The organism is uncultured Ruminococcus sp., from assembly GCF_937915125.1.
Taxonomy (GTDB): Bacteria; Bacillota; Clostridia; order Oscillospirales; family Ruminococcaceae; genus Ruminococcus_C.
In genome coordinates, this window is sequence record NZ_CALDMP010000074.1 from 1 (window position 1) to 14,942 (window position 14,942).

The 14,942-nt window shown below is 50.4% G+C and carries 11 protein-coding genes; 7 read left to right on the plus strand and 4 right to left on the minus strand.

Annotated elements, in window-relative coordinates; all coding sequences use genetic code 11:
* Positions 1-115: 115 nt before the first annotated feature.
* Entirely contained in the window at positions 116-1,513 is a 1,398-nt protein-coding gene (gene glmU / locus Q0418_RS07275) for a bifunctional UDP-N-acetylglucosamine diphosphorylase/glucosamine-1-phosphate N-acetyltransferase GlmU (protein ID WP_298483478.1), read from the minus strand.
* Positions 1,514-1,925: 412 nt separating this feature from the next.
* Here glmU and ppdK point away from each other — a divergent pair, with 412 nt between their 5' ends.
* The 6 genes from ppdK to Q0418_RS07305 all read left to right on the plus strand — a co-directional run bounded on the left by ppdK (position 1,926) and on the right by Q0418_RS07305 (position 8,648).
* The gene (gene ppdK / locus Q0418_RS07280; protein WP_298483479.1) at positions 1,926-4,562 is read left to right on the plus strand and encodes a pyruvate, phosphate dikinase; all 2,637 of its coding nucleotides are present in this window, start codon (positions 1,926-1,928) and stop codon (positions 4,560-4,562) included.
* A 660-nt stretch (positions 4,563-5,222) separates the two neighbouring features.
* Positions 5,223-5,447: a DUF378 domain-containing protein gene (locus tag Q0418_RS07285; protein ID WP_298483480.1), complete on the plus strand. Its 225-nt coding sequence runs from the start codon at positions 5,223-5,225 to the stop codon at positions 5,445-5,447.
* Positions 5,448-5,561: 114 nt separating this feature from the next.
* Positions 5,562-6,341: a carboxypeptidase-like regulatory domain-containing protein gene (locus tag Q0418_RS07290; RefSeq protein ID WP_298483481.1), complete on the plus strand. Its 780-nt coding sequence runs from the start codon at positions 5,562-5,564 to the stop codon at positions 6,339-6,341.
* Positions 6,342-6,352: 11 nt separating this feature from the next.
* The gene (locus Q0418_RS07295) at positions 6,353-7,750 is read left to right on the plus strand and encodes a peptidoglycan-binding protein (protein WP_298483482.1); all 1,398 of its coding nucleotides are present in this window, start codon (positions 6,353-6,355) and stop codon (positions 7,748-7,750) included.
* Between the two features lie 12 nt (positions 7,751-7,762).
* A complete protein-coding gene (locus Q0418_RS07300) occupies positions 7,763-8,305 on the plus strand; it encodes a peptidoglycan-binding protein (protein ID WP_298483483.1) in 543 nt (180 codons plus the stop codon).
* Positions 8,306-8,441: 136 nt separating this feature from the next.
* Entirely contained in the window at positions 8,442-8,648 is a 207-nt protein-coding gene (locus Q0418_RS07305; protein WP_298483484.1) for a hypothetical protein, read from the plus strand.
* A gap of 89 nt (positions 8,649-8,737) precedes the next feature.
* Here the strand turns inward: Q0418_RS07305 and Q0418_RS07310 are convergent, their stop codons facing one another.
* From Q0418_RS07310 to Q0418_RS07320, 3 genes are all read right to left on the minus strand, one after another.
* A complete protein-coding gene (locus Q0418_RS07310; protein ID WP_298483485.1) occupies positions 8,738-9,208 on the minus strand; it encodes a hypothetical protein in 471 nt (156 codons plus the stop codon).
* Positions 9,209-9,216: 8 nt separating this feature from the next.
* Entirely contained in the window at positions 9,217-10,287 is a 1,071-nt protein-coding gene (locus Q0418_RS07315) for a branched-chain amino acid aminotransferase (RefSeq protein ID WP_298483486.1), read from the minus strand.
* A 374-nt stretch (positions 10,288-10,661) separates the two neighbouring features.
* A complete protein-coding gene (locus Q0418_RS07320) occupies positions 10,662-11,702 on the minus strand; it encodes a D-alanyl-D-alanine carboxypeptidase family protein (protein WP_298483487.1) in 1,041 nt (346 codons plus the stop codon).
* Between the two features lie 393 nt (positions 11,703-12,095).
* Here Q0418_RS07320 and Q0418_RS07325 point away from each other — a divergent pair, with 393 nt between their 5' ends.
* Positions 12,096-14,921, plus strand: a complete 2,826-nt coding sequence (locus Q0418_RS07325; RefSeq protein ID WP_298483488.1) for a dockerin type I domain-containing protein — start codon at positions 12,096-12,098, stop codon at positions 14,919-14,921.
* Positions 14,922-14,942 lie beyond the last annotated feature (21 nt).

Here is a 14,942-nt window from a genome sequence, read left to right on the forward strand (position 1 = left end):
CAAGCATATGACGTGCAAAGCCGTCAGGCGCTCTTTGTGCGGTGTTGCCTTAGAAATGAAGTACACGGGCGGATAATATCCCCCCTACAAGTGCAACAGAACGATTCAAAAGAGCTTACTTCTTGCCGCTTTCGTCTGCCGGGAACAGCTTATCCCGAAGCTTTTTCAGGCTGTAACCCTCTTTTACCTTCAAATCAGCACGTTCTACGGCAAGTGCATAGTCCGGCACATCCTTGGTGACTGTGGAGCCGGCTGCGGTATAGGCACCCTTACCCAGTTCCACCGGTGCAATGAGGTTGGTGTTACAGCCGATAAAGCAGTTATCCCCGATAACGCAGCGCTGTTTTTTCATGCCGTCGTAGTTCACCGTAACCGTACCGCAACCGAAGTTGACCTTCTTGCCCACGTCGCTGTCGCCCACATAGGTCAGATGGGCAATGGCTGTCTGTTCGCCGACAGTGGAATTCTTGACCTCCACGAAATCGCCGATCTTCACGCCGTTTTTCAGATGAGAATCCGGACGGATATGTACAAAAGGTCCTGCCTTGACAGCATCCTCGATCTCAGACTCGTATGCCTGCACATAATTCAGCGTAACATGATCGCCGATGGTGCAGTTTTCAATGAGACAGTTGGGACCGATGGTACACTTGGAGCCGATCTTGGTCTTTCCCTTTAAGATAGTGCCCGGGAGAATGGTAGTCTCTGCGCCGATCTCCACATCGCTGCCGATGATGATGCCGTCAGTGCAGACAAAATTCACGCCGTTATCCATGTGCTGATCCAGAACACGCTGACGTGCCACCTCGTTCAGATGCAGCAGATCCTTCCGGGTATTGGCACCCAGGATCACATCGGGATTTTCACTGCGGTATGCGCTGGCTTTCCAGCCACGTTCCAGTGCCAGACCCACGGTATCTGTCAGGTAATATTCGCCCTGTGCGTTGGACTGGGACAGACCGCCCAGCAGTTCCAGCAGTGCCTTGGTGCGGAACCAGTATGCACCGGAGTTTACCTCACGGATGGCACGCTGTGTATCTGTTGCGTCTTTTTCCTCTACAATAGCAGCAATGCCGTTTTCACTGCGGAGAATTCTGCCATAGCCCTTGGGATTCTCTAGTTCCGCTGTAATAACGGTGACCGCATTTTCCTGTGCCTCGTGGAGCTTCAGGGCATTGGCAATGGTGTCACTGTCCATAAAGGGCGCATCGCCGCAGAGCACCAGCGTGTTGCCGTCATCGAATTCCCGGAGGAATTTGTCCGCCTGCATGACAGCATGGCCTGTGCCCAGCTGTTCCGCCTGGAGTGCGGTGCGATAACGATCATTCAGATAAAGCTCTACGTACTGTGCCTTATAGCCGGTCACAACACAGATCCGGCTCAGTCCTGCACCCTCGCAGGCACGGATCACCCAGCCCAGCATGGGAACATCCAGCACCTGGAGCATGGGCTTCGGAATAGCCGCTTTCATACGATTGCCGTGGCCGCCGGCAAGAATTACTACTTGGTTCATAACAAAATGCCTCCTGTATTTTTTCATCATACGGCAGCAATATGCAAATAACGCACAACTCTGAACTGCAACAGGAGCAAGCCGCCTGCTCTGCAATCTATCTGCAAACTGCGCCGTGGAAACCGTTCACCCGGAACCCCCTTGCACCGGGACAAAACGCCTTACTTTATATTATGACAAAATCTTGAAACTTTTGCAAGCCCTTTTGCAAAAAAAATTTGTGTATTGTGATTTTTGTATAACTTGCCACAAAAAAAGGGGCAGATTTTTTTTAAAAAATGTATAGTATTTTCACGCGAAGTATGTTATAATAAGAATACGCCGGCTGGAAGCGGAGAATTTGCCAGATTTTCCCTTTGTGCAATCACGCAGCCGGACACACAAACGAATTTAAAACTGGAGGTAGTTACCAATGGCAAACAAATGGGTTTATATGTTTAGCGAAGGCGACATGAGCATGCGCAACCTTCTCGGAGGCAAGGGTGCTAACCTGGCTGAAATGACAAGCATCGGTCTTCCTGTACCGCAGGGCTTCACCATCACAACTGAGGCTTGTACACAGTATTATGAAGATGGACGCAAGATCAGCGACGAGATCATGGATCAGGTCATGGAAGGCGTCAAGAAGATGGAAGAGATCAACGGCAAGAAGTTCGGCGATCTGAAGAATCCGCTTCTGGTTTCTGTACGTTCCGGTGCACGTGCATCCATGCCGGGTATGATGGATACCATCCTGAACCTGGGTCTGAATGACGATGTTGTTGCTGCTATGATCGCAGGCAACCCGGATCCGGCTTTCGAGCGTTTCGTATATGACTCCTACAGACGTTTCATCCAGATGTTCTCTGACGTTGTTATGGAAGTTGGTAAGAAGTACTTCGAACAGCTCATCGACAAGATGAAGGAAGAGAAGGGCGTTCAGTACGACGTTGAGCTGACTGCACAGGATCTCAAGACTCTGGCTGAACAGTTCAAGGCTGAGTATAAGAATCAGCTGGGCACAGACTTCCCGTCTGATCCGGTTGAGCAGCTGAAGCTCGCTATCGAGGCTGTATTCCGCAGCTGGGACAACCCGAGAGCTAACGTATATCGTCGTGATAACGATATTCCGTACAGCTGGGGTACCGCTGTAAACGTAATGCCGATGGTATTCGGTAACCTGAACAATCAGTCTGGTACTGGTGTTGCATTTACCCGTGACCCGGCTACTGGTGAAAAGAAGCTGATGGGTGAATTCCTGATCAACGCACAGGGCGAGGACGTTGTTGCCGGTGTTCGTACACCGATGCCCATCGCTCAGATGGAAGAGGAATTCCCGGAGGCATATGCTGAATTCATCAAGGTTTGTGATACTCTGGAAAACCACTATCACGACATGCAGGATATGGAATTCACTGTTGAAAACAAGAAGCTGTACATGCTGCAGTGCCGTAACGGTAAGAGAACCGCTCAGGCTGCGCTGCAGATCGCTTGTGACCTGGTAGATGAAGGACACAAGACAGAAGAAGAAGCTGTTCTGATGATCGACCCGAGAAACCTGGACACTCTGCTGCACCCGCAGTTCGATGCAAAGGCACTGAAGGCTGCTACTCCTATCGGCAAGGGTCTGGGCGCATCTCCTGGTGCTGCATGCGGTAAGGTTGTATTCACAGCTGACGACGCTGAGACCTGGAATGCAAAGGGCGAAAAGGTAATCCTGGTTCGTCTGGAAACTTCTCCGGAAGATATCACCGGTATGAAGGCTTCTCAGGGTATTCTGACCGTTCGCGGCGGTATGACCTCTCACGCTGCCGTTGTTGCTCGTGGTATGGGTACCTGCTGTGTATCCGGCTGCGGCGACATCAAGATGGACGAAGAGAACAAGAAGTTCGAGCTGGGCGGAAAGACCTTCACAGAAGGCGACTTCATCTCCATCGACGGTTCTACCGGTAACATCTATGACGGCATCATCCCGACTGTTGACGCTTCTATCGCAGGCACATTCGGTCGTGTAATGGGCTGGGCTGACAAGTACAGAACTCTGAAGGTTCGTACCAATGCAGATACACCGGCAGACGCAAAGAAGGCTCGTGAACTGGGCGCTGAAGGTATCGGTCTGTGCCGTACCGAGCACATGTTCTTCGAGGCTGACAGAATCGCAGCATTCCGTGAAATGATCTGCTCCGATACTGTAGAAGAAAGAGAAGCTGCTCTGGCAAAGATCGAGCCGATGCAGCAGGGCGACTTCGAGGCTCTGTACGAGGCTCTGGAAGGCAATCCGGTTACCATCCGTTTCCTGGATCCGCCGCTCCACGAATTCGTACCGACCGAAGAAGAGGATATCAAGAAGCTGGCTGATGCACAGGGCAAGACCGTTGAGCAGATCAAGAACATCATCGCTTCTCTCCACGAGTTCAACCCGATGATGGGTCACCGCGGCTGCCGTCTGGCTGTTACTTATCCGGAAATCGCTAAGATGCAGACCAAGGCTATCATCAAGGCTGCAATCAATGTGAAGAAGAATCACCCGGATTGGACTGTAAAGCCGGAGATCATGATTCCGCTGGTTGGCGATGTGAAGGAACTGAAGTATGTTAAGAAGGTAGTTGTTGAGACTGCTGATGCTGAGATCGCTGCTGCTGGCAGTGACCTGGCATATGAAGTTGGTACCATGATCGAGATTCCGAGAGCTGCTCTGACTGCTGACGATATCGCAAAGGAAGCTGACTTCTTCTGCTTCGGTACAAACGACCTGACTCAGATGACTTATGGCTTCTCTCGTGACGATGCTGGTAAGTTCCTGGGTGCATATTATGACGCAAAGATTTTCGAGAACGATCCGTTTGCAAAGCTGGATCAGACTGGTGTCGGCAAGCTCATGAAGATGGCTATCGACCTGGGCAAGCCCGTAAACAGCAAGCTGCACTGTGGTATCTGCGGCGAGCACGGCGGCGACCCGACATCTGTTGAGTTCTGCCACGAAATCGGTCTGGACTATGTTTCCTGCTCACCGTTCCGTGTGCCGATCGCAAGACTGGCTGCTGCTCAGGCTGCAATCAAGAACAAGTAAGATCCGCTCTTTTTCATACGACTATCCACCCAACTGACCTTTGACAGTGTCTGCACCCTGCGGACAAGCAGCCGGCAGAAGCTGTCGCAATGATTTCCGAATGTAAATAGAGAAAAGCCCTTGTCTGGACGCAGACAGGGGCTTTTTTGTGCAATATTGCTGTTCAGAACGTGTTCGCATAATTCCGGACACATCCCATTCAGGATAAAAAAATGCCAGGGCAAGTAATGTCCTGGACTTTTATATAATATAAAATCAGTAGAACAAAAGAAAGGAGACAACAAAACGAGTGATAAAATCAAATGAAAAACTCGATAAAACCATGAATAAAAAGAGGTTTTCAGTCGAAGACATTCTTTCATCCAATCAGTTTATCACCTTTTATATTATACACAATCCCCCTGCAATCGTCAAGGGGATTTCGCTAAAATTCTTGAAAAATCAGTTTTTTTGTAGAAATGCACAAAAAGGATGGTGCGGTATTATTAATTATTATGAAAATATGCGTCGGAATTTCCACAAGTTTTGTCGAATTTTGCTGTATTTTCTCGATCTGCACAGTCCATGTATAACACTTCTCTCTGGTGGAATACTATTTCTGCACATCTGTAGAAAGCGGACAAGTATTTTTACAGCGAGTGCGGAAATGAGGTGAATGCTATGTGGGATAAGCTTGCACTGATCCTGCTGATCATCGGTGGTATCAACTGGGGTCTGGTCGGCGTATTTGAATTCGACCTCGTCGCCTGGATCTTCGGCGGCGCAGCATCATTCATCAGCCGTGCGATCTATATTCTGGTTGCGATCTCTGCACTCTGGTGTATGACGTTCCTCTTCCGAAGAGAAGCGCTGACAGAGCCGTCAGCTGCAACGGAACGGCGCTGATTCAGAGGGAGCCTGTAATAAGGCTCCTTTTTTTCGGCATATCCGCAAGGCAGCACGCATAAACATGTATCAGTTGCATCATGACTGCTGCATTCTCAAAGGAGGAAATTGTTCATGCCAAATCAGAACCAACATCCCCGGACACCGGAGGAGTATCAGGAGGAACTCATGCGGCTATACCGCAATGCGCAGGCGGCAAATCCTGCGCCGCCTGCTTCTGCATCGCCCCAGTCTATTCCAACGCCGGAGCAAACTCCGACACCCAGACCTGCACCGATTCCGGAACCGGAGCCAACTGTACCGCCGGAGCCTGCGCCAATGCCCGAACCAGAGACACTGCCTGAACAGGAACCAGCACCAGAGCCAGAGCCTGTACCCATGCCGGAGCCAACACCCACGCCGGATCCTGTGATTCCTGCGGAGCCTGCGCCTATGCCGGAACAACCTGCCCCAGCACCGGAGATGGAAATTCAGCCGGAAACACAGCAGCGAGGAAATGCGCCACAGACTGCCATCGGCTGGCTCCAGGTCATCACCCGTTCTGCCGGAAATGCCAGAGCCATCCCCGGCGTATCCGTTCTCATCACCAACAGCACCGGGACACAGATGGAGCTGGAGCATGTGGCTGTCACCAATGAAAGCGGCGAAACGGAAAAAATTGCTCTGCCCGTTCCGGCGGCTTCCCTGTCGTTGGATCAGAACGAGAAATTACAGCCCTACAGCACCTATGATGTGAGCGTATACGCTTCGGGCTATTACCGTCAGGTCAGCGAAAATGTGCCGGTTTTCGCTGGCATTACATCCCGTCAGATCTTTTCTATGATTCCCCTGCCCATCTATCCTCAGGAAGAGCCGGAGACCATCACATACCAAAACACAGAACCGAATCTTTAAGGAGAAACACTATGCCAGTCGGAGAACCTTATATTCCCAGAAACATTACCGTACACCTAGGACGTCCCCAGGATGATGGGGAAAATGTCACTGTTTCCTTTCCGGATTACATCAAAAATGTGGCTTCCAGCGAAATTTATCCCACATGGCCGGAAAATTCACTCCGTGCCAATATCTATGTCATTGTCAGCTTTGCCCTCAACCGTATCTATACAGAGTGGTACCGGGCAAGAGGATATCCTTTTGACATCACCAGCTCCACCCAGTTCGACCAGAAATACATATACGGCAGAGAGGTATTTGAAAACGTTGCCCAGCTGGTGGATGAATTGTTCAACTCCTACGTCCGCCGGCAGGGCAGTGTGGAACCGATGTTCACCGCATTCTGCAACGGTACCACGGTGACATGCGACGGGCTGTCCCAATGGGGCACCGTTCCCCTGGCGCAGCAGGGCATGACGCCGTATGAGATTCTGCAATATTATTACGGCGAAAATATTGATATCGTGTCAAATGTCCCCGTTATGACAAATACGCCTTCCTATCCCGGTTTTCCCCTGGAGTTGGGATACAGCGGCGACCCGGTGCGCACCATTCAGGTACAGCTCAACCGTATCTCCAGAAACTACCCTGCTATTCCGAAAATCGGCGATGTGGTAGGCGATTTCGATTATATCACGGAGGATGCCGTAAAGGTATTTCAGGATATTTTTGGTTTGCCGGAGACTGGCGTGGTCAACGAAGCCACCTGGTATCAGATCGCCTATATTTTCACCAGCGTCAAGAATCTGGCGGAGCTGAACTCAGAGGGACTGACCATGGAAGAAGTAGAACAGCAGTTCACCGGAACGCTGCAAATTGGCATGCAGGGGCAGGATGTCCGCACCATTCAGTATTATCTTGCTGTCATCGGCGCCTATTATGCAGCAGTACAGCCTGTGGAAATTACGGGATATTTCGGTGCGCAGACGGAGACTTCCGTGAAGTCTTTGCAGCAAGTATTCGGGCTGCCCCAGACGGGAATCGTGGACGGCGACACCTGGTATGCCATGTTCGATGCATATTCCGGCATTGTGGAATCCGTGCCCACCGACACCACCGTCAATGATGTGGTACTCTATCCGGGTGTTGTCCTGCGGGAAGGTACTACCAGCGAATATGTGAAGTTGCTGCAAACGTATCTCTCCTATATCCACGAAACTTATCCGGAGATCCCGGCGGTAAATGCCACAGGCTATTTCGGACCTATGACAAAGGCATCTGTCATTGCATTTCAGCGGCAGTTCGGCTATCCCCAGAATGGCGTAGTGGGTGCGGCTGCCTGGAATGCCATTACGAGTTTGTATTCGGATCTGAAATATGGGTATAACAAACAGCCGTATCAGGCACCGGGGTATATTATCAGATAAGGAGGTGCGCAAATGGCTTACACCGAAGAACAAAAGCGGGAGCATATCCGGGAATTGCAGACCTATCTGCACGGGCTTGCCCATGTCCAGGATCTTCCACATGTTTCGCCGGACGGCGTCTATGGCCCTAAAACTGCCGCCGCTGTCCGGGAGTTTCAGCAGAAAAACCAACTGCGTCCCAATGGCGCAGCCAATACCGCCACATGGAATGCCCTTGTAGAAGCATATCTGAAAGAGGTCGTGCCGTCGCTGAATGCTATCGTCCTCTTTCCGGCAGGCGTCATCAACAGCTATTCCCTCGGCGGCAACGGTGCCGGTGTGTATCTCATTCAGGGCATTCTACAGGCGATCCAGTCGGTTTTCCCCCAGCTGCCCCCTGTGCAGGCAAGCGGTGTATTTGACAATACCACTGCACACGCTGTCCAGGAATTCCAGAAGCTGACCAGTACCCCACCGTCCGGCAAAGTCGATGCGGTAACCTGGAACCGGCTCGTTGCTGCGCTGGACAATGCGGTAAACGTGATGCCCAAAAGAGAATCCCTGACGTGGGATTGATAAAGATGTGTGAAAGCCACTTCTGATGCGGTGTGTCAGAAGTGGCTTTGCGTTTTTTGTGATTGGATTGACTTTTGTTTCTTCTGGTGGTATAATCGGTGTAATAATAAGTCAGATTTTCAGGAGGAATATCAGAATGTCTAAAAAACCGGAATCCAAAAAAGCGCTCGCTATTCTTGCACTGCCAGTCTGTATTTCATTAGGCATCAGCGTTGGCATGATACTTGGTGCAGTTACAGGCAATATCTCAATGGGTATTTGCTTTGGGATCATGGGCGGTGCTGTTGTTGGAATGATCGTTTTTGGTTTATTATATTCGTTTTTCAATAAAAAAGATGAATAAAATCTAATTTATCAAGTCAAAAAAGCAACCTGAGAAGAGCAAAGCTTCCCAGGTTGTTTTCATTATCGTATTACTTTTACAAGCAAAATTCACCAGATCATCCGGTACTGCGCCGAAAAGGGCTTTACATGAGACGGATGCGCTTTGGCATAGTCCAGAATCCGCTGTGCCAGTCCCTGAGACAAGAAGTCCCGGAGCTGCTCCTCTGTATACTGCTCCATGCCCGGACAATAAGACGCCACGGCAATCCGCAAAGCGCCGGTCTCATCCTGCATCATGCGGAACGGCCAGATCTTGCAGTCAAAGGGCTTTTCCTCACCCATGGTACAGCCGGACTCTCCCAGCATGGGACAAATGTAAATTTCACCTTCCCGGAGTTCCGGTGGAGTAAAGGTCTGTTCCTCGCCTGCCGCTGTAAGAGTGACGGCAGAATCTCTGCGGCGAACAGCTTCCACGGTTTCCGCCGGCAGCACCGGCAGTTCCCAGAGGTCGGTGCAGTCAAAACCGCAGCAAAGTCTGCATTCTGCACAGGTCTTGGGGGAAAGAATTTCTTTCAGCATAATCGCAATCAGTCAATGGGAACGATCCAGCCGAATTCGTCCGGAATCTTGCCCCACTGGATGCCGGTCAGGGTGTCGTAGATCATCTGGGAAACAGGTCCGATCTTGTTGTCATTGATGATCATGACCTTGTCGCCCCACTTCAGGTGACCTACCGGAGAGATAACTGCGGCAGTACCCGTGCCAAATACTTCCGTCAGCTTGCCTGCATCATAGGCATCGGCAATCTCCTGGATGGTGATACGGCGCTCGGATACCGGAATACCCTTGCTGCGGCACAGTTCCAGAGCGGATTTTCTGGTGATACCCGACAGAATCGAGCCGCTCTCCAGAGACGGTGTCACAACCTCGCCGTCAATAACAAAGGCAATGTTCATAGCGCCTACTTCTTCGATGTACTTCTGCTCTACGCCGTCCAGCCACAGCACCTGGGAGTAGCCCTGCTTATAGGCATCATCCTGGCTGTGGAGTGAAGCTGCATAGTTACCGCCGGTCTTGGCATAGCCTGTGCCGCCGCGAACAGTGCGGACATACTTATTTTCTACATAAATGTTGACCGGATCCAGACCGCTTGCATAGTACGGACCGGACGGAGACAGGATAATCATGAACAGATAGTGTTCACCCGGATGTACGCCCAGGAACGGATCTGTTGCGAAAATGTACGGACGGATGTAAAGGGACGCACCTTCCTGATGGGGTACCCAGTCCTTTTCTACAGAAACCAGTTCTTTCAGGCACTGCATACCCAGTTCTACGGGCAGTTCCGGAATGACCAGACGCTCGTTGGAACGGTTCAGACGCTTGAAGTTCTCCTCCGGACGGAACAGCTGTACGCCGCCATCTGCACGGCGGTATGCTTTCAGTCCCTCGAACACGGTCTGACCGTAGTGCAGGCACATTGCCGCCGGGCTAAGGGTGATGTCCCCATAGGGCAGGATCACCGGATCGTGCCAGCCCTGTCCTTTGTCATAGGGCATCATGAGCATGTGGTCCGTGAAGATATGACCGAAGCCCAGCTTGCTCTCGTCCTGGGGCTTCTCCTTCGGACATGTGGTCAATTGTTTCTTGATTTCCATCTCAAAAACCTCTTTTTTTGATAGTTTTGCCGCAAATCGTCAGGTTTCCCCTGGATTCGGGCGGCTTTGTTTCTATTATAGCACATTTTTCTTCTTTTGGGAATGGTTTTTTGAAATTTTTTTGGGGCTGAAAGTAATTTTTTTCAATTCAGGGTAATTTTGCTGCGTAATAGCCGATTCCAAACAATCCGGCATGGGTTTGCAAGATGGCGGTATCTCCCATTTCCACATCGGCATAAATCGTACAGTTACTCAACGTCTCTTCTGTGCCGTCCTTCCGCTGCTGATATCATGCAACACCGAATGAGAAATCTCCGCGCCCAAAGGCACGGAGATCTATCGTCATACTATTATAATGTCTTGTACTGCTGCAATCAGCCTTCCCAAGGCGTGGTATATACAGAATCCACACCCAGGTATTCCTCCAGGGACAGACCCAGAGAATTGATCTCTTTCGCAGTATCCACACCTACATAGCGGATGTGCCACGGCTCATACTTATAGCCGGTGATGTCCTCTTTTCCCTCCGGGAATCGCACGATAAAGCCATAGTCCGCACAGTGTTCCGCCAGCCACGCTGCCTCCTGGGTATCTCCGAAGGCATCGTCAATGGAGTTGCAGTCGATGGTCAATCCTGTCTGGTGCTCCGAATGTCCAGGACGTGCCGAGAAAGTATCTGCCATCTCCCAGCCGTACAGTTCGCTGTAATTGTTATAAATGGTCACCTGATACTGATAGTCCCGGTAATCCGAACCAATATAGATGCTCAGATTTTCCTTTGCAGCATCTGCTTTCAGCTGTTCAAAAGCTGCCCTTGCTGTCGCATCCAGCTGACCCGGATCAAAGCTTTCCGGCAGACCGTAGGTCTTATTTACCATCAGAATACCGTCAATATAGGTGCAGCCGTCTTTCTGCTCCAGTTTCCGCACGGTCACCGGCACAGTCCGGGAGATCGTTTCGTTTCCCTTGACTGCAACGGTGATGTCGCACTTGCCCTGCTTTACGCCGGTAACTGTACCGGAAGCATCTACCGTGGCAACGGATTCATCGCTGCTGCTCCAGACCAGATCGCCGGCACTCGCCTGACCGGTAGTGGACATGTTCACTGCAATGCCAGCCGTATTTCCCTCCAGCACTGCCAGAAATTTCTGGTCTACTTTCAGTTCCAGAATGTTGGCATTGGTCGCTTCGCTGTTTCCGTCCATTTCCAAAGCATCCGTGCTCTGTACTGCGGTACCCTCTGCCGAAGCGATGACATTATTATTGTCGGGAATGATGCTCACGCTCCGTTCGTCCGAGAAAAACAGCAGACGCACTGCAAAGCCCAGAATAATAAACATCACATACAATAAAACCAAGATAACTCCTGTTCTCGAAAAGCGTTCCCAAACGCCGTCTTTCGATCGTTTCGCCATAATCGTTCCCTTTCTCTCTGTTTTTACTTCTTTGTCGTTATTCTTCTTGCTTTTTCTCCAAATTGTAATGTTTCTAACAAGAAAATCGTCTAATTCTTACAAAGTGGTTACATCTATTGTATTATACCACACTTTCTCTGCGCTGTCATGTGGTAAATTCGCCAAATGTTCTCCCCAGTTTTTGTGCATTATTGAGGATATTGTGCACATTGCCGAAAAAGCACCCCATACTGTAGATATAATATACAAATCTCGGCTGCAATGTTATTTCATTCTTGCAATTCTGCACAAAGTGTGCTATAATGAGAATGAATATAAATGCAACCTGCCCGGCAGTGCAATGGGACATTCTTTCTTCATGCACTGCCAAATTCTTTGGAAAGGGGATTATCCATGAACAAAAAGAACAAATGTATATCAGTTTTAACGGCAGCAGTTCTGCTGTGCACTGGTATCGGCACAGCCGGCATTGTATCACCATTGTCGGCACAGGCAACAGAATCCATTGAGGCATCTATGGATTGGGATGCCGTAAGGATCGGCGGCGGCGGTTTTGTCTCCGGCATCGTAGCTGGACAAAAGGAAATGTACGCCCGGACAGACGTAGGCGGCGCTTATCGATACAACTATGAAACAGAAGAATGGGAACAGCTGTTTGCGTTTCTGAACGAGGCAGACCGTGGTCTGCTGAGTGTGGATTCTATGGCAATCGATCCTACAGATGACAACACGGTTTATTTCCTGTGCGGCTGTGCTTATTTTTCTGACGCACGCACGGTGATCTTTAAAACCACAGACGGCGGAAAGACCTTTACTCAGGTGGACGTCACCGATATGATCCAGGTACACGGAAACGGCTATGGCCGTCAGTGCGGTGAATCCATTGCCGTTGATCCGGACAATCCAGATGTGATCTACTGCGGCGGCGATGTGGCTTCGGGTTCGTCTGCGCTGATCATGTCCAAGGACGGCGGAAAGACCTGGTCTCCTGTCAAGGGCTATGATGACCTGGGATATTATCAGTATACTGTAAAGTGGCCATTCTGGACAAATCACACTGTCCGGGCTGCGACCACCAGCGACGACAACGCATACAACATGCAGAATGGTGTTTCCACGATTTTCATTCAGGATGGAAAGGTTTATGTAGGCACCTCGGTGAATAATGCCGATTATAATATGGTAGTCGCAGATGTGGGCTCTGACGAATTCACACAGCTGAGTGCAGATCTTCCTGCAAATGCCTACCCCTCCAGAATCACCACAGACAACAACGGTAATTTGTTCATCACATATGTAGGCGGTCTGACCTTTGACCGCACTGGCGGTGGTGCTTACAAATATAACATCGCTACCGGAAGCGTCACAAACATTTCTCCCAGCGGCACAGACAGTATGGGCGAAATTTATGCCGACCCGGCTGATCCCAACAAGCTTGTGGCAACCACCTGCGGCGTATGGTCTTCGCAGCTGTGGTATGAGGGCGCATGGGAAGATGACAAGGTATGCTGGGGTGACCAGTTCTATCGTTCTGAGGATGGCGGCGCCACCTGGGAAAGCATCACACCCGGAAACGCCAAAGGCTGGGGTCAGCCCCTTCAGGCGGACTATTTGCAGGACGGCGGCTTCGACTGGATCCAAAATAAAGCCATCCACTGGGTCGGTTCTATGGTTCTGGATCCCCGGGATTCCAATAAAATCGTCATTACTTCCGGTAACGGTATATTCAACTGCGACAATGTCTGGGACGAACTGCCGGTTTATTACTTCCACCCCAACGGCGTCGAAGAAGTAGTTGCACTGGATATGATCAGTATTCCGGGTGGCAACCCCTATTCTGCTATCGGCGACTATGACGGATTTGAACATGCAGATGTAACCTTGCCCGGCAAACAGCACCAACCGAATATGGGTTCTACCAGTGCTATCGCCTACTGTCCGCAGAATCCGGATGTGATGGTACGAATCGCCGAAAACCAGAATGATTATTCTCCCGGCTATTACACCACAGACGGCGGTACAACATGGAACAAAATGGCGAACTCTGTAGGCGGAAAAGCAGCCATCACACAGCTGAATGACAGCACCTATCGCATTTTCAAATCCGGCAAGGATGACGGCAACGTCAGCTATTCTGACGACTGGGGACAGACCTGGAACAGCTGCTCCGGCATTACCTCTGCTTATGGTTCCAAGACCACCTATATGCTGGTAGAACCAGATCAGCCCAATGTGGTTTATGCCTATGCAACCTATTATAATTCCTCCTGGTTCTACTCCAAGACAGAGCCGGATTTCTCTGATGCACATTATACCTTCTATGTGAGCACTGACTATGGCAAGACCTTTACCGGCACAGACATCGCCATGTACGACCAATGCGACAGCGCCGGCAGAATTGCCTATCTGGGCGAGGATAACATCATCCTGGGCGCAGGCTGGTATGGCATGTACCATGTGACAAACGGCGGAAAAACCGTTGAGCAGCTGGATGTTTTCTACTGCAAGACTGTTGGCTATGGCGCACCGGAAAAAGAGGGCGGTCTGAACACCCTTTATATGTACGGCAAGCCCCAGGAATCTGATCCGGAAGGAATTTATCGTTCTGTTGACGGCGGCAGCTCCTGGGTTCTGATCAATCAGAACAAGCTTTATGGCGGTACCGGTAACGGTAACTTCCTGGTAGGCGATATGAACACCTTTGGTACGGTTTATATGTCCACTGTTGGCTGCGGTATTATCTGCGGAAAGCTTACGGATTCCAAACCGCCGGTGGTTGTCACAAGCACTACCACTACAGAGACTACCACTACAGAGACTACCACTACCACCTCCAAGACCACAGCAAGCCAGACGGAAACGACTGCAAAAACCAGCAGTTCCACTGTTTCCACTGAGAATACAACAGCAGCATCTTCTTCAACAACAACGATTGCTTCAGAATCAACAACTACCAGTTCCATAATAGCGCCAAGCATTTCCGAAAGCAGCGTCAGCGCAGAAGAAAGCGTACTGTACGGCGACGTGAACCTGGATGGCAGAGTGGACATCACCGATGCCGTTCTGCTGAACAAAGCAACTGCCGGTGCAGTATCCCTGGGCGACCAGGCGGCACGAAACGCAGACTGCGATGCAAATAAAGAATTGGGCAGCAACGATGCTATGGTACTTCTGAAGTTCCTGGTACACCTGGTAATGAGCCTGCCGGATGCATCGTAAGCTTATGGTAAAAAAATAGTA